At 59.3% G+C, this 20,251-nt stretch carries 20 protein-coding genes and 1 tRNA gene; 10 read left to right on the top strand and 11 right to left on the bottom strand.

Going from position 1 to position 20,251, the window contains the following annotated elements; all coding sequences use genetic code 11:
• Positions 1-16: 16 nt before the first annotated feature.
• The 4 genes from CUN63_RS25645 to CUN63_RS25630 form a co-directional block, all read right to left on the bottom strand.
• The gene (locus CUN63_RS25645; RefSeq protein ID WP_165353331.1) at positions 17-1,423 is read right to left on the bottom strand and encodes an ABC transporter substrate-binding protein; all 1,407 of its coding nucleotides are present in this window, start codon (positions 1,421-1,423) and stop codon (positions 17-19) included.
• A gap of 249 nt (positions 1,424-1,672) precedes the next feature.
• Positions 1,673-1,918 carry a ferredoxin family protein gene (locus tag CUN63_RS25640; RefSeq protein ID WP_007946457.1) on the bottom strand — a complete coding sequence of 82 codons (246 nt, stop codon included), beginning with the start codon at positions 1,916-1,918 and terminating at the stop codon, positions 1,673-1,675.
• 26 nt (positions 1,919-1,944) lie between these two features.
• Positions 1,945-3,675 (bottom strand): fumarate reductase/succinate dehydrogenase flavoprotein subunit, encoded by a 1,731-nt coding sequence (locus tag CUN63_RS25635; RefSeq protein WP_129443567.1) that lies wholly within the window; start codon positions 3,673-3,675, stop codon positions 1,945-1,947.
• An 11-nt stretch (positions 3,676-3,686) separates the two neighbouring features.
• Entirely contained in the window at positions 3,687-4,439 is a 753-nt protein-coding gene (locus CUN63_RS25630; RefSeq protein ID WP_046048525.1) for a GntR family transcriptional regulator, read from the bottom strand.
• A gap of 70 nt (positions 4,440-4,509) precedes the next feature.
• On the opposite strand from CUN63_RS25630, the gene CUN63_RS25625 reads away from it, so the two are divergent.
• Entirely contained in the window at positions 4,510-4,722 is a 213-nt protein-coding gene (locus tag CUN63_RS25625) for a hypothetical protein (RefSeq protein ID WP_256657592.1), read from the top strand.
• Here CUN63_RS25625 and CUN63_RS25620 read toward each other — a convergent pair.
• Together CUN63_RS25620 and CUN63_RS25615 are read right to left on the bottom strand one after the other, a co-directional pair.
• Positions 4,719-5,687 carry a Gfo/Idh/MocA family protein gene (locus tag CUN63_RS25620; RefSeq protein WP_129443564.1) on the bottom strand — a complete coding sequence of 323 codons (969 nt, stop codon included), beginning with the start codon at positions 5,685-5,687 and terminating at the stop codon, positions 4,719-4,721. The two genes, CUN63_RS25625 and CUN63_RS25620, sit on opposite strands and share 4 nt — an antisense overlap.
• A 16-nt stretch (positions 5,688-5,703) precedes the next feature.
• Entirely contained in the window at positions 5,704-6,591 is an 888-nt protein-coding gene (locus CUN63_RS25615; RefSeq protein WP_129443562.1) for a Dyp-type peroxidase, read from the bottom strand.
• A gap of 303 nt (positions 6,592-6,894) precedes the next feature.
• Between CUN63_RS25615 and CUN63_RS25610 the strand changes: the two genes are divergently transcribed.
• Both CUN63_RS25610 and CUN63_RS25605 read left to right on the top strand, forming a co-directional pair.
• Entirely contained in the window at positions 6,895-8,520 is a 1,626-nt protein-coding gene (locus CUN63_RS25610; RefSeq protein ID WP_129443560.1) for an NADP-dependent glyceraldehyde-3-phosphate dehydrogenase, read from the top strand.
• 46 nt (positions 8,521-8,566) lie between these two features.
• Positions 8,567-9,607, top strand: coding sequence for an FUSC family protein (locus tag CUN63_RS25605; RefSeq protein WP_178082672.1), 1,041 nt, complete (start codon positions 8,567-8,569; stop codon positions 9,605-9,607).
• A gap of 14 nt (positions 9,608-9,621) precedes the next feature.
• Here CUN63_RS25605 and CUN63_RS25600 read toward each other — a convergent pair whose 3' ends face one another.
• Positions 9,622-10,518 carry a DMT family transporter gene (locus CUN63_RS25600; protein WP_129443558.1) on the bottom strand — a complete coding sequence of 299 codons (897 nt, stop codon included), beginning with the start codon at positions 10,516-10,518 and terminating at the stop codon, positions 9,622-9,624.
• 135 nt (positions 10,519-10,653) lie between these two features.
• Here CUN63_RS25600 and CUN63_RS25595 point away from each other — a divergent pair, with 135 nt between their 5' ends.
• Positions 10,654-11,091, top strand: a complete 438-nt coding sequence (locus CUN63_RS25595; RefSeq protein WP_008155029.1) for an Lrp/AsnC family transcriptional regulator — start codon at positions 10,654-10,656, stop codon at positions 11,089-11,091.
• Positions 11,092-11,156: 65 nt separating this feature from the next.
• On the opposite strand, the gene CUN63_RS25590 is transcribed toward CUN63_RS25595, so the two are convergent.
• On the bottom strand, positions 11,157-11,828 hold the full coding sequence (locus CUN63_RS25590; protein WP_008155030.1) for a Bax inhibitor-1/YccA family protein: 672 nt from the start codon (positions 11,826-11,828) through the stop codon (positions 11,157-11,159).
• A 123-nt stretch (positions 11,829-11,951) separates the two neighbouring features.
• On the opposite strand from CUN63_RS25590, the gene CUN63_RS25585 reads away from it, so the two are divergent.
• A tRNA-Ser gene (locus tag CUN63_RS25585) sits at positions 11,952-12,039 on the top strand.
• A gap of 214 nt (positions 12,040-12,253) precedes the next feature.
• Here the strand turns inward: CUN63_RS25585 and CUN63_RS25580 are convergent.
• Entirely contained in the window at positions 12,254-12,655 is a 402-nt protein-coding gene (locus CUN63_RS25580) for a DUF5329 domain-containing protein (RefSeq protein WP_129443556.1), read from the bottom strand.
• 544 nt (positions 12,656-13,199) lie between these two features.
• Between CUN63_RS25580 and CUN63_RS25575 the strand changes: the two genes are divergently transcribed.
• On the top strand, positions 13,200-13,403 hold the full coding sequence (locus CUN63_RS25575; RefSeq protein WP_129443554.1) for a hypothetical protein: 204 nt from the start codon (positions 13,200-13,202) through the stop codon (positions 13,401-13,403).
• Between the two features lie 132 nt (positions 13,404-13,535).
• The gene (locus CUN63_RS25570; protein ID WP_129443552.1) at positions 13,536-14,249 is read left to right on the top strand and encodes a metallophosphoesterase; all 714 of its coding nucleotides are present in this window, start codon (positions 13,536-13,538) and stop codon (positions 14,247-14,249) included.
• A gap of 100 nt (positions 14,250-14,349) precedes the next feature.
• Here the strand turns inward: CUN63_RS25570 and CUN63_RS25565 are convergent, their stop codons facing one another.
• On the bottom strand, positions 14,350-14,547 hold the full coding sequence (locus CUN63_RS25565; protein ID WP_007900300.1) for a YbdD/YjiX family protein: 198 nt from the start codon (positions 14,545-14,547) through the stop codon (positions 14,350-14,352).
• 14 nt (positions 14,548-14,561) lie between these two features.
• Positions 14,562-16,619 (bottom strand): carbon starvation CstA family protein, encoded by a 2,058-nt coding sequence (locus tag CUN63_RS25560; RefSeq protein ID WP_129443550.1) that lies wholly within the window; start codon positions 16,617-16,619, stop codon positions 14,562-14,564.
• A gap of 786 nt (positions 16,620-17,405) precedes the next feature.
• On the opposite strand from CUN63_RS25560, the gene CUN63_RS25545 reads away from it, so the two are divergent.
• From CUN63_RS25545 to CUN63_RS25535, 3 genes are all read left to right on the top strand, one after another.
• Positions 17,406-18,773 carry a cache domain-containing protein gene (locus CUN63_RS25545; RefSeq protein ID WP_129443546.1) on the top strand — a complete coding sequence of 456 codons (1,368 nt, stop codon included), beginning with the start codon at positions 17,406-17,408 and terminating at the stop codon, positions 18,771-18,773.
• Between the two features lie 33 nt (positions 18,774-18,806).
• Positions 18,807-19,439 carry a response regulator transcription factor gene (locus tag CUN63_RS25540; protein ID WP_033057767.1) on the top strand — a complete coding sequence of 211 codons (633 nt, stop codon included), beginning with the start codon at positions 18,807-18,809 and terminating at the stop codon, positions 19,437-19,439.
• 188 nt (positions 19,440-19,627) lie between these two features.
• On the top strand, positions 19,628-20,218 hold the full coding sequence (locus tag CUN63_RS25535; protein WP_042728218.1) for an amino acid synthesis family protein: 591 nt from the start codon (positions 19,628-19,630) through the stop codon (positions 20,216-20,218).
• Positions 20,219-20,251: the final 33 nt, after the last annotated feature.

Genomic DNA, 20,251 nt, shown 5'->3' with positions numbered 1-20,251 from the left:
TTGCGGTTTCCGGGGGTTAGCGGACGGCGACGGCCTGGGTGGTAGCGTCGGTGAAGTCGAAGACTTTTCCGCCCTGTGCCGTGGCGAATTGTTGGGCCTGGCCTTTGAGCAGAAACGCGCTGAGGCGCCCTTTCACATCACTGGCAAACCACGCCTGATCCGCCAGCAACTTGATCCCGCTGTCACTCGCCTGGGCATACACCGCGCGGATGTTTTTGCCTTCCTGCTTCAGGCTGGCCAACGCGGTGAACGCCGACTCCGCCGAGGCGTACTGCCGAACCTTCGGCTCGCCACGCACCCAGATCTCTGCCACATGACTGAAATCGGTGATGGCTTTGCCGCTCGACGCATCCACCGCCTTGAGCGGCGTCTGTCCGTAGTTGGCCAGTTGCGCGGTGTAATCCAGATTCGAGGCCTTGAATGCAGCGCGGATGTATTGGTCGTCGATGAAGGTATTGAGGTCCAACCCGCGATCAGCCTTCTTCAACAGCTTGAGGGTATCGATGGCCGTCCCGACGGCCTGACGGTATTCCGGCTTCCAGCTCAGGTCGCGGGTTTGCACGCCCAGCGGACCGTGGAACAGGTAATTGACCTCGGCATCGACGCCGGTGACCTTGGCGATCAACTCGCTGTATTTCTCCGGTTCAGCCGCGAGCAACTGGTTGGCTTCAATGCTTGCACGCAGGTAAGCCACCACAATTTCCGGGTACTTTTTCGCGTAGGCCTGATCCACTAACGCACCGTGAAAAGTCGGCGCATTGGCCTGGGCGCCGTCATAGATCTTGCGAGCGAAACCACGGCTGGGGAACAGTTCGGCGAACGGCACGAAGTCGGCGTGGGCGTCGATCTTCCCGGCCTGCAAGGCCGAGCCGGCAACTTCCGGCGGCTGGGCGATGATGTTCACGTCTTTCAGCGGGTCCCAGCCTTGGGCAGCCACGGCCCGCAGCAACATGCCGTGCGCCGTCGAGGCGAACGGCACGGAAATGGTCTTGCCCTTGAGTTCGGCCAGCGACTGCACACTCGAGGCGCTCGGCACCACGATGCCGTTGCCACTGCCCTTGATGCTACCCGACAGCACGCTGATAAACAGGCTGTGCTTGCCCGCCGTTTCGAACGCCACACCGTTGAACGAACCGGGGAAATCGGCCATGGCGCCGAAGTCGAGTTTGCCGGCGACCATCTCGTTGGTCAGGGGCGCGCCGCTGGTGAAGTTCTTCCACTCCACATCGTACTTGGCGTCTTTGTAGGAGCCGTCGTGGGGCAGGTATTTGTCCAGCAAGCCCAGCTCGCGAATCAACAGGCCGCCGGCGGCGCAGTTGATGGTGGTGTCCTGGGTGCCGATGGCAATGCGGATGGTTTCGGCCGACGCCGACAGGGTGAATGAGGCCAGTACCAGACCGGCAAATGCTGCACGCAGCAATATTGGCAAAGACATAGGTAAATCCCCTCGAATCATTTATAGGATGTTCGTCTCCGCCACGATCAGGGCGCGGTGGGAAACGAGGGGTGTTTGAATCAGGCGTCCGGTGGTTGCCGGATGGCTTTGTGGTTGTCTGGACTGGCCTCTTCGCGGGCAAGCCCGCTCCCACAGTGATTTGTGCTGAATCCAAAATTTTGCAGACACCAAAGAAACCTGTGGGAGCCGGGCTTGCCCGCGATGGCGTCCTGTCAGTCAACGCAGGAGATAAGGGATTTCGACTTTCACTGCGCCCGTCGGGCAGTCCTTTTCGCACGGCATGCAATACCAGCATTCGTCAAACGCCATGTAGGCCTTTTGCGTGGCCGGGTTGATCGCCAGCAGGTCCATCGGGCACACGTCGACGCACACGGTGCATCCTTTGTGGGCAATGCAAAGGTCCTCATCGACCGTGACGGGCGCGTTGGAGCGGAAGAAGATTTCCTGGGGTTGATAGGCCATTTTCGCGGTCTCTCTTTTGGTGAGGCTCAGGCAGCAAAGGCACCGACTCGCAGCCGGTCGTAGGCCTGCATTTCATCGGCGCCCAGCGGGATGATGTAAGGCTCGACGGCTTTCTTGAAACTGGTCATCAGTCCGTTTTCATCCTTCTTCAGGTGGCAATGGCAGAACCAGTCGCTGTCGTTGCGTTGCGGGTGGTCGACCCGATAGTGGTAAAGCCCCCAGCGGCTTTCGGCGCGGAACAGCGAAGCACGGGCGGCCATTTCGGCGCAGTCGCGAATCATGCTGACTTCCATGGCGCGCATCAGTTCGTGGGCGTTGTGGGCCTTGATCTGATCGAGATCGCGCTGGATATCGCTGAAGCGTTGCAGGCCGATCTGCATTTTTTTGGTCACTTTCGGCGGTTGCAGGTAGTCGTTCACAAAACGTCGCAGCTTGTACTCCACTTGCGCTGGCGGCAGACCGTGTTCGCGGTCCAGCGGTGCGTAGACCCGGGCCTTTTCTGTTTCGATCTGCTGGGCATCGACCGCTGAAAATTCGCGACCGGCGACAAAATCCGCCGCGTTGGTGCCGGCAAACCAGCCGTAGGTGAACGCGCCGAGCATGTAGTTGTGCGGCACCGCGGCCATGTCACCCGCCGAGTACAAACCCTTGACCGAGGTTTCGGCCTTCTCGTTGACCCACACACCCGATGCCGAGTGACCGCTGCAAAAGCCGATTTCCGAGATGTGCATCTCGACCATTTGCGTGCGGTAGTCGGTGCCGCGATTGGCATGAAACTGGCCGCGACTCGGACGTTCGTTGCTGTGCAGGATCTCTTCAATGTTCTGGATGGTTTCCTCGGCCAGGTGATCGAGTTTGAGGAACACCGGGCCGTTGCCGCTTTCGAGCTCCTGGTGGAACTCCCACATCATCTGGCCGCTCCAGTAATCGCACTCGATGAAGCGTTCGCCCTTGTTGTTCGCGGTGTAGCCGCCCAACGGACCGGTGACGTAGGCGCAGGCCGGGCCGTTGTAATCCTTGATCAACGGGTTGATCTGGAAGCATTCGAGGTTCGCCAGTTCTGCCCCGGCGTGATAGGCCATGGCGTAACCGTCGCCAGCGTTGGTGGGGGTTTCGTAGGTGCCCATCAGGTAGCCCGAGGACGGTAAACCGAGACGTCCGGCGGCGCCGCAGCAGAGGATCACGGCTTTGGCCCTGATCACGTGGAAGTCGGCGGTGCGGCAGTCGAACCCCATCACGCCGTTGACCGCGCCCTCTTCGTCCGTCAGCAAGCGTGTGCAGACCAGCCGATTGGTGATGCTGACCCGCGCCCGTTTCAACTGGCGATACAGGACTTTTTTGATGTCGTGACCTTCCGGCATCGGCAGCACGTAGGCGCCCATGTGGTGGACCTTTTTCACCGCGTAGTCGCCGGTTTCGTCCTTCTCGAACTTCACACCCCAGCGGTCCAGTTGCTCGATGGTTTCGAAGCTGTGGGTCGCGTAGGCATAGACCGCCGCCTGATTGACGATGCCGTCGTTTGCGATGGTGATTTCCTTGGTGTATTGCTCCGGCGTCGAATGGCCGGGAATGATCGCGTTGTTCAGGCCGTCCATGCCCATGCTGATCGCACCGCTGCGTTTGACGTTGGCCTTGTCGATCAGCAACACGCGCAAATCGCGGTTGCGTTCCTTGGCCTTGATTGCCGCCATCGGTCCTGCGGTGCCGCCGCCGATCACGACGATGTCGTATTCCTGTTCGAGCGTCTTTCTAGTCATTGAGCCGTGAGTCATGCCTGCGCCCCTTTTTGCCGGTCGATCCGCAGGCGGTACTGGAAGGCATCGCCGCGATAGTAAAGGTGTTCGAAGTCCACGGGCTGGCCGCTGGCGTCGTGGGTCAAACGCTCGATGCGCATGATCGGCGAGCCGGGCTCGACGTTCAGCGCCTGGGTCAGGTCGCTGTCGGCCAGCACTGCGTCGATGGCCAGATCCGCGTGACCGAGCGCCAGGCCGCAGTCGTTTTCCAGGATCAGGAAAATGTCGCGAGTGACCAGATCGGCCTTCTCCAGGCGCTCGCCGATGGCCTTGGGCAGGTAGGTGATCTCCAGGGAAATCGGCTCGCGGTTGATCAGCCGCACGCGTTTGATCTGCGCCACCGTCTCGCCTTCGGCGACGTGCAAGCGCTCGGCAACGAGTTTGTCGGCGGGAATGAATTTGAAACTGCGCAGGCGGTTGATCACCTCGTAGCCGCGACCGGTCATGGACTCGGCGAGGCCTTGCAGGGTGCTGACGTTCTGGAAGGTTTTCGGCTTGGCGACGAAGGTGCCCTTGCCGTGGATCTTGAAGATCAGCCCTTCTTTCTGCAGATCCCCCAAGGCCTGGCGCACGGTGATGCGGCTGACTTTGAACAGCGCGCCGAGTTCGCTTTCGGAAGGCATCTGACTGTCTTGCGGGTATTCGCCGTCGAGGATGCGGGCGCGCAGCACATCCCGCAGTTGGGTGTGCAGCGGGACGCTACTGAGGGAGAGAACGTTATCGGTCATGGCAGATCACTTGTTATAACGAGTTATGACGTGATCTTAAAGTTCTAATGGGAGGCTTGAGAAATACTGTTTGAGCATAAGGTTAGATTCGCCGAACGACCGCGGACTTGTAGCAGCTGCCGAGCAGCGTGACGCTGCGTTCGGCGGCGAAGCCGTCGTGAAATCAGGCAACTCGGTATGTCAGTACAACCTCGCATTCAGGGTTTACGACGGCTTCGCCGCCGAACGCAGCCTCACGATGCTCGGCAGCTGCTACATCGGCGGGGCGTTCAGTGAGCGTTAGCGGCGTTTGAGGATCTGGTCCATCACCCAATCGGTTTTCAATGCCTGCTCGGCCACGGCTGGATGCTGCGCTTCTCCACGGATATGGGCGTTCATACCCTGTACGTGATGCCATTGAATGTGGTGGTGATTTTCGATGTGCAGGCTGAGGGTTTCATCGGCTTCAAGCTGAACCGGATGTTCATCGAATACGGAAAAGCTGATCCGGCCTTTGCTGCCGATCAGCTCGACCCGATCTTCACGTCGGTCCGCAACGAAATTCCAGCACCCCATACCCAGGGCGCCCGAAGCAAACCGCCAACTGGCGCTGACGGCATCCTCGGCGGTATACAAACCGGCCTGGTGCGCGGTAAACCCGGCGACTTCGACGATGTCACCGAGCAGGTACTGGAACAGGTCGAAGCCATGACTGGCCAGGTCGGCGAAATAACCACCGCCGGAAATTACCGGGTCGGTGCGCCAGTTATCAGTACCGCCAAGATCGGTCGGAGATGGCGCTTTGGTCAAGGTCCAGGTCAAGTGCCGGACCTCGCCGATCCGCCCTTCCTCCAGCCATTGCCGCACTTGCTGGAAGCGTGGAAGTGAACGCCGGTAATAGGAAACAAACAGGTGCAGCCCGGCATCGGCAAAGACCTTTTGCATCTCACGGCTTTGCCCGGCATTCAACGACATCGGTTTTTCGACGCAGCAATGTTTGCCGGCGGCGGCCACCCTCAAGGTGTAAGCGTGATGACTGTCAGGCGGCGTGGCGATGTATACCGCGTCGACCTCGGGATCATTGATCAACGCGTCCACATCGGTGTAGACCCGAGCGATGCCGTGGCGCGCGGCGTAATCCGTCACTGCCTCCAGACGCCGGCCCATTACCGCCACCAGCGCCGAGCCGGGCGCCTTGTAGAAGGCCGGCCCGCTCTTGCGTTCAGCGACGCTGCCACACCCGATCATGCCCCAACGCACCACGTTCATACTCACTCCCTGATGTTTAGCTGATGCGCAGTGCGCGCAGGTCCAGATGACCGTCCTTGAGCGGCGGGCACCAGTAGTAGCCGCCGGTGATCGGCCGGCTGATGCGGTACAAACCATCGGTGATGCCGTCTTCCAGACCGCTCATGCGGCGTAGTTGGGCTTCGAAGGCGTCGAGGGAGAAACCGAAGGCCAGGAACATCAGGCCGGCGCGGTCGCCTTCGATCCAGGGCATGGAACGGCGCACCACGAATGCCTCGGGGGCGAAGCTTTCCTGGGCGGTGCGTTTGACGTGAGCGGAGATCGGCGCGTCGTCTAGCTCTTCGTTGTCGCTCAAACGACGGCCCATGATGTTGTCCTTCTCATGGGACGGCCTCGCGTGGAAACCTTTCAGGTCGTGCTGCCACTGCTGGATCGCGGCGAAACTGCCGCCGACCATTCCGTCAGCGCCGTCACTCACCAGCGCAGCGGCGACGGCGGCTTCGTCGTGAGGGTTTTCGGTGCCGTCTTCGTAACCGGTCAGGTCGTGGCCGGTGAGGTGGCGGAAGGTTTCGTTCATCTGCACCAGGCGCAGGGCCGGGGCCAGCGCCGCTTCGATGGCGTTGCTGCGGTTGAGCAATTCGCCACGGTCGACACCGTGCAACCAGCACCAGAGCGCGTGCTGGGTCGACGGGTTATCGACGCCGACACCGGTCAACGCTGGAAAGGCGCGCAGGCCTTCAATCTGCCCCTTGAGGGCCTTGACCAGGGACTCACCGAACCCAACCACTGCCGACTTCCCGTCCACCAGCCCCTGCAGGTTCTCCAGCGCGGCCGGCAATGCAGCGGCGGATTCGAGTGCGAAGAACATATGACGGGCTTGAGGCGGAACTGGGGTGGCGAGAATGCCCGGCTGGTAGTAACTCATATGAACTCCTTTAGAAAGAGCGCGAAGTTTAACCGCAGCATCGGCCGTTGTGTGTTTTCAGGTCAAAAACCACCACTTTCATCCCTCTTTCAACCGATCAAGACTGCGTGTGCTGTAGGTCATGACAATCCGTGTTGCCATCTGGTAAAACGATTCAGCTATGCTGATCGAGCGCGCAGTCTGTAATAGGCAGCCTCTCGCCACCACTTTCGACACCCGCGTTGTGATCAGGCCTTGACCTGATGGCAGTGCGTAGCGATAACAGACCTTATCCGCATCACCCAATCCAGACGGGGTAGCGACATGACCACAGCACACATCCTTGGCAACCTGTTTCCCGACGCCACCGACATCCCGGAAAAATACCGCCTCGACGGCCAGACCGAGCAGCGTGAATACCTGGTCGACGGCGAGCTGAAAACCTGGTCCGGGCCCCTCGCCCAGGTCCGCAGCCCGGTGTACCTGACGGGTGAAAATGGTGACGAACAAGTGATCCTCGGCAGCACGCCGCTGCTCGATGCCGACACCGCATTGACCGCCCTCGACGCCGCCGTCCGCGCCTATGACCGGGGCCAGGGCCTGTGGCCGACGATGCGCGTGGCCGAACGCATTCAGCACGTCGAAGCCTTCCTCGGACGCATGCGTGAACAGCGCGAAGCCGTGGTCAAGTTGCTGATGTGGGAAATCGGCAAGAACCTCAAGGACTCGGAGAAAGAGTTCGACCGCACCTGCGACTACATCGTCGACACCATCAACGCGCTGAAGGAGCTCGACCGCCGCTCCAGCCGCTTCGAACTGGAACAGGACACCCTCGGCCAGATCCGCCGCGTACCGCTGGGTGTGGCGTTGTGCATGGGACCTTACAACTACCCGTTGAACGAAACCTTCACCACGCTGATCCCGGCGCTGATCATGGGCAACACCGTGGTGTTCAAACCGGCCAAGCTGGGTGTGCTGCTGATTCGTCCGTTGCTGGAAGCGTTCCGCGACAGCTTCCCGGCCGGGGTGATCAACGTGATCTACGGCAGCGGCCGCGAGACCGTCAGCGCGCTGATGGCCAGCGGCAAGATCGATATCTTTGCGTTTATCGGCACCAACAAGGCCGCCAGCGACCTGAAAAAACTCCATCCAAAACCGCACCGCTTGCGCGCGGCGTTGGGCCTGGATGCGAAAAACCCTGGCATCGTGCTGCCTGAGGTGGATCTGGACAACGCCGTCAGCGAAGCACTCACTGGCTCGCTGTCGTTCAATGGCCAGCGCTGCACCGCGCTGAAAATCCTCTTCGTCCATGAAGACGTGGTCGATTCGTTCATCGAGAAATTCAACGCCAAACTCGCCAACCTCAAACCCGGCATGCCGTGGGACAGCGGCGTGGCGCTGACGCCGTTGCCGGAAGCGAGCAAGGTCGATTACCTGCACTCGCTGGTGGCGGATGCCGTGAGCAAAGGCGCCACCGTGGTCAACCCCAACGGCGGTGAAGCCCGCGCATCATTCTTCTACCCCGCCGTGCTGTACCCGGTGACGCCGCAGATGCGCGTCTATCAGGAAGAACAGTTCGGCCCGGTCGTGCCGATCGTGCCTTACCGGCATCTGGACACGGTGATCGATTACGTCCTGGAATCGGACTTCGGCCAGCAGTTGAGTATCTTCGGCACCAACCCCGTGGCTGTCGGCCGGCTGGTGGACACCTTCGCCAACCAGGTCGGGCGGATCAACCTCAACGCCCAGTGCCAGCGCGGCCCGGACACTTTCCCGTTCAACGGCCGCAAGAACTCCGCCGAAGGCACGCTGTCGGTGCATGATGCGCTGCGGGTGTTTTCGATCCGGACACTGGTGGCAACCAAGTTCCAGGAAACCAACAAAGAACTCATCAGCGAGATCATCAGCGGACGCAGTTCGAGTTTCCTGACCACCGATTACATCTTCTGAGGAGACCAGCCTGAGCACATTCAGAGCCAATCGACTGCCACCGTTAATGCGCCGACTGCTGCGTCCGTTGCTGGACCCGTACCGGCGCTATCGCCACGCCAGGGTGATCCACGCGGTACGTGTGTCGCTGGGGTTGCTGGCAACGATCCTGCTGACCACCGGCATCCATCTGCCCCACGGTGAGTGGGCGTCGGTGACGATGCTGGTGGTGATCGGCGGTTTGCAGCACCACGGCAACATCGGCAAAAAAGCCGCCGAGCGCGCCATCGGCACCTTGATCGGTGCCGGTGTGGGCTTGCTGCTGGTGGCGCAACAGGCCTGGCTCGGGATGCCGTGGCTGACCTATTTCGCGATGGCCGTGGTTTGCGGGTTCTTCTCGTACCACGCCATCGGCAAGGGCGGTTACACCGCGTTGCTCTCGGCGATTACCGTGTTTATCGTCGCGGGGCATGGCGACAATCCGATTACCGACGGGTTGTGGCGTGGGGTGGACATCCTGATCGGCATCGCCCTGGCCCTGGCGTTTTCATTCGCGCTGCCGCTCTACGCGGTTTATTCCTGGCGCTACAACCTGGCCGATGCCTTGCGCGACTGCGCGACGATTTACGGGCGCATCATCAATGGCCAATCGGTCACCGATGACGAACACCATAAACTCGTGGGCCGCCTGAACACGGTGATGGTGCAACTGCGCTCGTTGATGCCATCGGTGTCCAAAGAAGTACGGATCTCCATGACCGAACTCGATGCCATTCAGCGTCATCTGCGGATGTGCGTCAGCACCCTGGAAATCCTCGGCAACACCCGACCTGACGCCAGTGACCCCGATGCCATGGCCCATCTGCAATCGGCCTTGAAAGCCGAGCATCGGCTGATTCGGGTGCAACTGATTGGTATGGCCCGGGCGCTGAAATCCGGTGCGTCCCAGCGGCTCAGTCGGCCCGTCGAACTGCCGTCGGATTCAAGCCTGACCGCGCCGGTTTACAATCCGCTGGACGGCTACCGGTTATTGGTCCGGCAGTTAGCCGTCAACATCGGCGAGATGCGCCAGCGCTTGGCCAAGACGGCACCGCGCTGGAACATCTGAGGTTTCTTGACGGCTTACTGCGTCGTCACCGTCCGACGAAACTTAAGGCTCCAACCCTGTTGCATGCCGGCAGCGGCCAACAGAATCGCGGCAACACCGATCCATTGCAGCGGCTCCAGGCGATGGCCGAAGGCAAACCAGTCAACGAAAATCGCCGCAATCGGATAGATGAACGAGAGTGCGCCGGTCAGTGCCGTCGGCAGTTTTTGAATGGCGCCGTAGAGCAGCACGTACATCACGCCGGTGTGGACAATGCCCAGGGTGACCAGACTGGCCCACGCGCTGGGCGCTTGCGGCAGCGCCGAAAAGTGCGCGAATGGCGCGAGTAACAGCACGCCGGTGAGGACCTGAATCAGCGCGATCAGATGCGGCGGTGTGCCGGTCAGGCGTTTGATGATCAACGCGGCAATCGCGTAAAGGAATGCCGCCCCCAGCGCCAGAGCGATGCCTATCAGGTAATCATTGCCGCTCTCGCCCTGCCCGCCATGTGCGCTGACAATCGCCAGCATCCCGAGAAACGAGATGCCCAGCCAGAACAGTTTCTGCAGGGTGATTTTCTCGTTGAGGAACAACGCGGCCAACCCCACCAGCATGAACGGCTGAACGTTGTAAACCGCGGTGCCGATGGCAATCGAGGCGCGGGAGTAAGAAGCAAACAACAGCACCCAGTTGCCGACAATCGCCACGCCGCTGAGCACGGCCAGCAAAAATGTGGTGCGGGTCAGAATGCCGGGGCGCAGGAAGCCGAATGCCGCGCAGATCAGCAACAACGTGCCGGCGCCGAACACGCAACGCCAGAACACTACGTCCAGCACCGGTTGCCCGGACACCAGCACGAACCAGCCGATGGTCCCGGAAATCAGCATGGCGGCGGTCATTTCGAATGACCCGTGACGTATTGTTTTGTCCATCATCAGACTCCTGTGTTTGAGCCCAAAGTATGCCAATCCGCCGAGGGGCTTCTCCAGCGCAAAAAGCAGGCTAAACTCGATTTCTGCCTTTTTTATCAAGGCGGTTTGAATTAATTGCCTAATAGGGGTTTCGCCATGACCGACGATATCGACCAAGTGCTGATTACGGCATTGATGGAAGACTCACGCCGCTCGCTCAAGGCTCTGGCGCAGATCAGCGGCCTGTCCTCGCCCAGCGTCGCCGAGCGTTTGCGCCGCCTCGAAGAGCGTGGCGTGCTCAAGGGTTACACCGTCGAGATCGACCCCAAATGCTTTGGCTATCAACTCCAGGCCATCGTCCGTATTCGTCCGCTGCCAGGCCAGTTGCAGGAAGTGGAACGGCAGATTCAGGCCATTCCCGAATTTACCGAGTGCGACAAAGTCACCGGCGACGACTGTTTCATCGCACGCCTGCATGTGCGTTCGATGGAACAACTGGACACCCTGCTCGACCGTCTAAACACCCACGCCGAAACCAACACTGCAATCGTCAAGAAAACCCCGGTCAAGCGTCGCTTGCCACCGATGGCGTGATCCATTACTCAAATCGCAGGCAAGAAAAAACCCGCCGAAGCGGGTTTTTTCCTCAAGGCTGACGATTAGTCATCGCGGCTCATGATGCCGAACAGCTGCAACAAGCTGATGAACAGGTTGTAGATCGATACATACAGGCTAATGGTCGCCATGATGTAGTTGCGCTCGCCGCCGTGAATGATGGCGCTGGTCTGGAACAGAATGCAGACCGAGGAGAACAGCACGAAACCTGCGCTGATCGCCAGTTGCAGACCACTGATCTGGAAGAACAGGCTCGCCAGCGTCGCACCCAGCAGCACGAAGAAGCCTGCAGTGATGAAACCACCCAGGAAGCTCATGTCCTTGCGGGTAATCAGCACATAAGCCGACAGACCGCCGAACACCAGCGCAGTCATCGCGAAGGCCGAACTGACCACCTCGGCGCCGCCCTGCATACCCAGGTAACGGTTGAGGATCGGGCCGAGCAGGAACCCCATGAAACCGGTCAGGGCAAATGCCGACACCAGGCCCCAGGCCGAATCACGGAGTTTGTTGGTGAGGAAGAAAAGGCCGTAGAAGCCGATCAGCACCACGAAAACGTTCGGGTAGCCGACACGCATCTGCTGAGCGACAAACGCCATCACGCCGCTGAATGCGAGGGTGAGAGCGAGTAAGCCGTAAGTGTTGCGCAGGACGCGGCTAACCTCTAGCTGCTCAGCCTGCACGCTGTTATTAACTGCGTAATCCTGTTCGCGCATGGCGACACTCCTGTTGGTTTGAAACGTTCAGTCGCAAAGATCATAACAGACGCTCTGTAACAAGCTATGCAGAGAGTTTGACAGTGTGTTTCATTCAGGTATTATGGCGCCCGCAACGCAAACGGAGGTGTGGCCGAGTGGTTTAAGGCAACGGTCTTGAAAACCGTCGACTGTAACAGGTCCATGAGTTCGAATCCCATCGCCTCCGCCATATTTGTACCGACAAAGCCCTGATTAGTCAGGGCTTTGTCGTTTCTGGGGTTTGGTGGAATCATCGTCTTTCGGCATGTCTTCCATCACTATTATGGAAAGCGTTCTGTAATTCAGTCCGTTTCACCCCCGCTCCGGCGTCGACAACGACTTTCGAATCCCCGAAGCGAAAAAGCCCAGCAGTTGCACTGGGCTTTCTCGTTTCGGGGGTAGGCTCAATGGAGCTGGCGTTGTCTCTGCAGCTCTGTCTTCAGCCAGGTGCTCGTCGGCTGGACGCCTGTTGAGCAACGCACTTCGTAGGCTTTGCCACTCATGCTGCTTTTAGTGGCAGCGAGATCGATGAAGTCTTCTGCGCTGCTCACCAGGTTCTTGCCTTCGAGATAATCCAGCTTCTTTTCGAGATGTGCCCGAGCCTGGGGCCCAGGGTATTCACTGCCGTTGCGCACGAACTTGCACTCACTGCGCTCCACAAAATCCAGCAAGCCCTTTATCTCCTGGTTCGCCTGTGGCGTGGTTTGAGCCTGCGCACCGCCCGCCACTGCAAAAAAGCCGATAGAAGCAGTGATCAGCCATTGGCGGAAAATGGGTCGAGTCACTGCTACTTTCAAAATACACATGATACTTCCTTGTCCTGAAAGGGGTGACTGTAGCGCGGCGTCACCCGAGCAACCAGCAGAACGCTGTGCGATGTTGTTCGTCGAAAGGATCAACCTGAGGAAGAGAAAGGTGATCAATGAGCCCAATACCTCTGTGCGCGAGCAGTTGGCCAAAGTCGCAGTTACTTATCCCTGTATCGGCATCAGACTCATTGATCGTTGCCCAGCTCAATGTTGGGCGATTTCCATCTAACCGAATGGAGATGCATTGGCGCGCCAATAGCAGCCATGCACTATTTTTTTAACAAAACAACTTCGGCACGTCTAATCACCTTTTTCCCCGGCCTTATAGGCTCAGGAAATATCCCCTTAACAGCCAACCGCTATGGCGGCACCACCATTCGTCGCATCAAAAACGCTGCGCGATTTTTTTGACTATTCCTGGCTTAAGGTTTGCAGAAGACGCTCGTAGCAGCCCCAGAACGACGTAATTCTGACGCGGCAGCACTTTAATTAACGCTTAGGACGCCAGCGATGCGCTTGGTCAGTCACCGGGAGATGTAACGTGTCAACTCTCAATGAAATCGCAGCGAACCACGCGAGAATGGCCAAGGCTCTTATCGAAGAGTCGACCGGGCTGAGTGAGCGCCCCACCCCGATAGTGGAGAGTTTCGAAGTTCCATCCATGGATGCGCAACACATGCCTCTGCACCTTATCGCCGGAGTGCAGGACAACCATTTCGGGCAAGCGACGGCCTACTCGCTCTGACGATGCTTGATCCGGGCAGCCTGTCGGGCAGGCGGTAAAGGACTACCTGTCGGCGCGCTAACGATCGAGTACCACTTTCTGGCCTAAACTCAACTGACTAGCCCGTTGGGGAGCTGCCGGAGTGGCATTCCCATGTTCGAAACTGTAGAGATGTCGCGCGTGAAGCACTTCGCCGCAAATGTTGCCGGCCGAGATTTCGCGGTCGGTGATATTCATGGCCATTTCACTGGGGTGCAGGCCGCACTGGATGCAGCCGGGTTCAACCGCTTGGTAGATCGGCTATTCAGTGTTGGCGATCTGATTGACCGCGGGCCCGAGTGCCGTGACGCGCTCGATTGGCTGGACAAACCATGGTTCCACCCGGTGCGAGGCAACCATGACGACTACGTGGTGTATTTCGATACCTGCGACATCGACAGCTGGATACTCAACGGGGGCTCATGGTTCACGGGCCTGTCGTTGATCGAGAAGCAAGCATTCGCGGCGCAGTTCGCCAAGCTCCCTATCGCGATCGAAGTCGAAACGGCACACGGCCTGATCGGCATCGTGCACGCCGATTGTCCATTTCCATCATGGCAGCAGCTGCGAAAGGAACTGGAGTCGCCGGAAAGCAACAGGCGTCTGCAGGAAGCGCAGCACTACTGCATGTGGTCACGAAGGCGGATCGATCAGCAGGAAACGCATGGCGTTGAAGGCCTGCGCGCACTGGTCGTAGGGCATACGCCGCTTTATATGCCCGTCAGCCTTGGCAATGTGATTCACATCGATACGGGTGGCTGGCGGCCGGACCGTGGTTATTTCACCCTGCTGGATCTCGAAACGCTCCAAACCATCCCCGCAAGCTGACTCAACACGGATCGACCAACGCCATTCACTCAAAAAAAAACCCGGCCTCATCAGCCGGGTTCTTCATTAGCTATTCAGGTGGCCTCACTGCCACCGACCATCAACAGCACTTCGGCCCAGCCTTGCTTCCGTAACGAGCTTCCTGGCGTTCCCGAAAGAACACCTCGTAACTCATCACCGGCTTGTCCGGGTGCTTGGTTTGCATGTGCTCGACGTAGGTGTCGTAGTCGGGCATGCCGACCATCAGGCGCGCGGCCTGACCGAGGTATTTACCGAGGCGACTCAGGTCATTGAACATGCTGCAATCCTCGATCAAGCGTCCGGCAGTGCCTGGAATGGCGCTTCTTTATCCGTACGTTCTTTAGTGCCCCAAGCGGCGATACCGACCTTGAGTGCAAAGAACAGGATGCTGAAGACCACCAGCAAGAACAGCGCGGTCAGCGTTGCGTTGGTGTAGGCGTTGTAGATCACGTGCTGCATCTGGTCGATGCTCTTGGCCGGGGCGAGGATCTGACCGTTGGCCAGGGCATCGCTGTACTTCTTGGCCAGGGCCAGGAAACCGATCGCCGGGTTGGCATCGAACAGCTTGATGAAGCCGGCGGTGGTGGTACAGATCAGCAACCACACGGCGGGCAACATGGTGACCCAGACATAGCGCTGGCGTTTCATTTTGATCAGCACAACGGTCGCCAACATCAGCGCGATACCGGCCAGCATCTGGTTGGAGATACCGAACAACGGCCACAAGGTGTTGATGCCACCCAACGGATCGATCACGCCCTGGTACAACAGATAACCCCACATCGCCACACAACCGGCGGTTGCGATCAGGTTGGCGGTCCAGGATTCGGTGCGTTTCAGCGCTGGCACGAAGGAGCCCAGCAAGTCCTGCAGCATGAAGCGTCCGGCACGGGTACCGGCGTCCACAGCCGTCAGGATGAACAGCGCCTCGAACAGGATCGCGAAGTGGTACCAGAATGCCATGGTGTTTTCACCCGGCAGAAGGTGGTGCAGTATCTGCGCGATACCGACCGCCAGGGTCGGCGCACCGCCGGCACGGGCCAGGATGGTGGTTTCACCGATGTCCTTGGCCACCGCTTGCAGCGCTTCCGGGGTAATCGCAAAGCCCCAGCTGCTGACGGTCTGAGCCACCGAAACAGCATCGGAGCCGACAAGCGCCGCCGGGCTGTTCATGGCGAAGTACACGCCCGGTTCGATCACCGACGCAGCAACCATGGCCATGATGGCGACGAAGGATTCCATCAGCATGCCGCCGTAACCGATGTAACGGGCATGGCCTTCGCTGGCCAACAACTTCGGCGTGGTGCCGGAAGCAATCAGCGCGTGGAAACCGGAGACCGCGCCACAGGCAATGGTGATGAACAGGAACGGGAACAGACCGCCCTTCCACACCGGTCCGGTGCCATCGATGAACTGGGTCAGCGCCGGCATTTTCAGGTCGGGCATGGTGATCAGGATGCCGATCGCCAACGCCACGATGGTGCCGATTTTGAGGAAGGTCGACAGGTAGTCCCGCGGCGCCAGAATCAGCCACACCGGCAATACTGCCGCGACGAAACCGTAGCCGATCAGCATCCAGGTGATCTGGATCCCGGTGAAGGTAAAGGCCTTGGCCCAGACCGGATCAGCGGCAATCTGCCCGCCCAGCCAAATCGAACCGAGCAGCAGCAACACGCCGACAACGGAGATTTCACCGATGCGACCCGGGCGGATGTAGCGCATGTAAATGCCCATGAACATCGCGATCGGGATGGTCGCCATCACTGTGAAAATACCCCACGGGCTTTCAGCCAGGGCCTTGACCACGATCAGCGCCAGCACCGCGAGGATGATGATCATGATCAGGAAGCAGCCAAACAGCGCGATGGTCCCGGGGATGCGGCCCATTTCTTCACGGACCATGTCGCCCAGGGAACGACCGTTGCGGCGGGTGGACATGAACAGAACCATGAAGTCCTGAACGGCACCGGCCAGCACCACGCCGGCAATCAGCCACAGCGTACCGGGCAAATAGCCCATCTGCGCCGCCAGGACCGGACCGACCAGCGGCCCCGCGCCAGCGATGGCGGCGAAGTGGTGACCGAAGAGTACGTGTTTGTTGGTCGGCACGTAGTCCAGACCGTCATTGTTAACGACAGCGGGCGTGGCACGATTGGGGTCGAGTTGCATCACCTTGGTGGCGATGAACAGGCTGTAGTAGCGATAAGCGACAAGATAGATAGCGACTGCTGCGACTACGATCCAGAGGGCGTTGATCGCTTCGCCGCGGCGCAGGGCCACGACACTTAGCGCAAACGCTCCCAGGACAGCCACGGCAAACCAGGCGAGGTGTTTAGCCAGACGGGGCATAGCGTGTCTCCTGCCGACAGCCAGTGGACTGCGGCGGTAATTTTTATAATTGTGTCCGCTGTGCGGAGCTGGCCCAATATCCCCGCATGCCGTCTACAAATAAATCCGCGTTACTACGTACATGGCGTCTACGTAGTTCTACGTAGATGACGCTGATCTTCTTGTAAGAGCGGCGGTGCGGCGATCCGACTTACTCGCGAAAGCAATCTGTCATTCAACATTGATGTCGTCTGATACACCGCCATCGCGAGCAAGCTCGCTCCCACAACGGATCGGCGTACACCTTTCGCTCCTCACCACTCATCAGGCCGAGCGTTAGCTCGCCTGCAGCTCCTGATCTTGATCTTGATCCACCCGCCCCTTCGGGAGGCTGAGTGGAGGTGTTCATCCGGGGAGTGGCGCGCAGCGCCGTTCGACGCAGTCGAACACGCTGCATGTAGGTCGTCGCGCAGCAGACCGGAGGGCAGTGTCCCCGGATGGATACCGGAGCGAAGGAACGCCGAGCCTAGGCGAGGGGCCGGACGCTCGGGGCGAGACCTTTGGTTACTTTGGGGCGTTTGCCAAAGTGACACGCCGTAAGGGCGGAACCATAGGTGGCCGTTACCGCAGAAATGGATATGTACTCAGTCAACAACAGCATGGTCGGCCCAAAGGCCGCCATCGCACCGATGCGGCGACCCGACAAGCCAGCCACAGGTCATTCCGTCCAGCACCGCTACTGGACGCGCGTATCTTTGGCATATGATGCCGGGCCTTCGCCTTCCCTCGGTCCGGACAGGAGCAGAGATGCAGCTCAAACACAAAATCGTCGCGCTCGGGATTCTGCCGCTGGTGTTGGCCATCGCCGTCATCTGCGCGCTGGTGATTTCCATGAACCGGCAACTGGGTGAACAACAGGCACAACTGATCGAAGACAGCATTCTGGCGAGCAAGCGCGCAGAACTTAAGAACTACGTCGAAATGGCGCAAAGCCTGATCGAGCCGCTGTACGACGACGGCCACGGTGACGAACACGCCCAGCAACAAGTGCTGGAAGAACTGCGCAAGCTCAGCTTTGGCATCAATGGCTACTTCTTCGTCTACGACCACGAGGGTCGCAGCCTGATGCACGCCCGCCAGTCCGAGCTGGTGGGCAAATACCTGTGGGACATGAAGGACCCTCACGGTTTGCCCGTGATCCAGGCGCTGCTCAAAAGTGCGCAATCGGGCGAAGGCTTTCAACGCTATGCCTGGAACAAACCCTCTTCCGGCCAGGTGACCGACAAGCTCGCCTATGTGGTGATGCTGGATCGTTGGGGCTGGATGCTCGGCACCGGCATTTACCTTGAAGACGTTGAGCGCGCGACCCAGCAGGCGCGTGACGAAGTGGCCCAGGGCATTCGTAAAACCATGCTGGCGATTGCCGCGGTGGCCCTCGTGGCGGTGCTGTTTGTCTTCGCCAGCGGCATGACGCTGAACGTCAGCGAGCATCGTCTGGCCGACAAAAAACTTCAGCGCCTGACTCAGCGTATCGTCAGCTTGCAAGAAGAAGAGCGCTCACGGGTTTCCCGTGAACTGCACGACGGCATCAGCCAGCTACTGGTCTCCATCAAGTTTCAGTTCGAGCTGGCCAGCCATCTGCTCGAGAATGGGCAAGCACACGACAAGGGTTTGAGTACGCTGAGAGACGCCACGGAACGCCTGGGGGAAGCGATTGGCGAGGTGCGCAGCCTCTCCCATGACTTGCGTTCCTCGCTGCTCGACACCCTGGGCCTGCCGGCAGCGATCGGTCAACTCGCCGCAGAATTCGAGCAACGCAGCGGCCTGGTGGTGACTTACAACGACAACGAATTCGACTGTCACCTGGTTGATGGGGCAGCGGTCTCGCTGTTTCGCATCGTGCAAGAAGGCCTGACTAATATTGAACGACATGCCCAGGCTAAAAACGTCTCCATTACCCTGCACGGGGCCGAAGATTCCATACGGTTGACGGTGGTCGATGACGGTATCGGTTTCAACGTCGCCCAGGTCGAACGTCGTCACGCGGGCATTGGCCTGCGTAATATCCGTGAGCGTGTCGAGCATTTTGGTGGACGATTCGACCTGATCTCGATGCCGGGACGAAGTGAGCTGGACGTTTGGCTGCCAATGAAAATGCCCGGTACAACACGCTGACTCGCCCCCTGACAACAAGAGTGAATACCCGCGATGAACCTGCCCTACCCGATCCGCGTCGCCCTGGTCGACGATCACGCCCTGGTCCGCGACGGGATCAAAGCACTGCTGGCGGTCATGGCCCCCCTGGAAGTGGTGGGCGAAGCCGAGAGTGGCGCGGATGCCATTGAAATGGTCGGGCGCTGCCAGCCGGACCTGTTGCTGGTCGACATCAGCCTGCGGGACATGAACGGGCTTGAGCTGACCCGGGTGTTACGCAGCCAGTACCCGTCGCTCAAGGTGCTGGTGCTCAGCATGTACGACAATAATGAATACGTGAGTGAGTCCGTTCGCGCGGGGGCCAGCGGCTATGTGCTGAAGAACTCACCGTCGCGGGAAATCATCGCGGCGATCGAAGCCATCGCCAGTGGCGGCACGTTCTACAGTGCCGAGATCGCCCAGCGGCTCATCGCCGATAAAAATACCGACAACGAGCTGACACCGCGCGAGAGCCAGGTGTTGTACAAGATGGCTCAAGGGCTGAACAACAAGGAGATGGCCCGCGAACTGGACATCAGCGTTCGCACTGTAGAAACCCATCGTTTGAGCATCCGTCGCAAACTCAACATCGACAAACCGGCGGCCCTGGTCAAATACGCGATCGATCACGGGATCATCTCGCGGTAGCAGGCATTAATACTCAATGGAAAACCCGGCCTTATCAGCCGGGTTTTTTTGGTTTTTTATTGGCAACAGCCATTCCTTCTTCCCTTTTCACCACCGTCCGACCAGAAACTCATTTCAGGGACTTGCGCTGCCGGTATTATGGTATACCATCAGACGCACAGACACTCTCACCCTATACGGAGCAGCTCATGAGTTTCGAAATCCGCAAGATCGTCAGCTATGTCGAAGAAACCTTTATCGAAGGCGGCAAGGCCACCGATAAGCCAGTGACCATGGTCGGGCTGGCCGTCGTGATGAAAAACCCTTGGCTGGGTCGCGGCTTTGTCGAAGACCTGAAACCGGAAATTCGCGCCAATTGCTCCGACCTCGGTGCGCTGATGGTCGAGCGTCTGGTCGGCATCATCGGCGGCGCCCAGAAGATCGAGGCTTACGGCAAGGCTGCTGTCGTGGGCGCCGACGGTGAAATCGAACACGCCTCCGCCGTCATCCACACCCTGCGCTTCGGCAACCATTACCGCGAAGCGGTGAAAGCCAAGAGCTACCTGAGCTTCACCAACAAGCGCGGCGGCCCGGGCACTTCGATCCAGATTCCGATGATGCACAAGGACGACGAAGGCCTGCGTTCGCACTACATCACCCTGGAAATGCAAATCGAAGATGCACCGCGTGCCGACGAAATCGTGGTGGTACTGGGTTGCGCCGATGGCGGCCGCCTGCACCCACGTATCGGCAACCGTTACATCGATCTGGAAGAGCTGGCCGCTGAAAACGCCCAGTAAGCAAGGTCGGTAACAACAACAAAAAGGCATGCA

Source organism: Pseudomonas sp. ACM7, from assembly GCF_004136015.1.
Classification (GTDB): Bacteria; Pseudomonadota; Gammaproteobacteria; order Pseudomonadales; family Pseudomonadaceae; genus Aquipseudomonas; species Aquipseudomonas frigoris.
The sequence above is the reverse complement of the archived record's forward strand: the minus strand, read 5'-3'. Positions and strand labels throughout refer to the sequence as shown.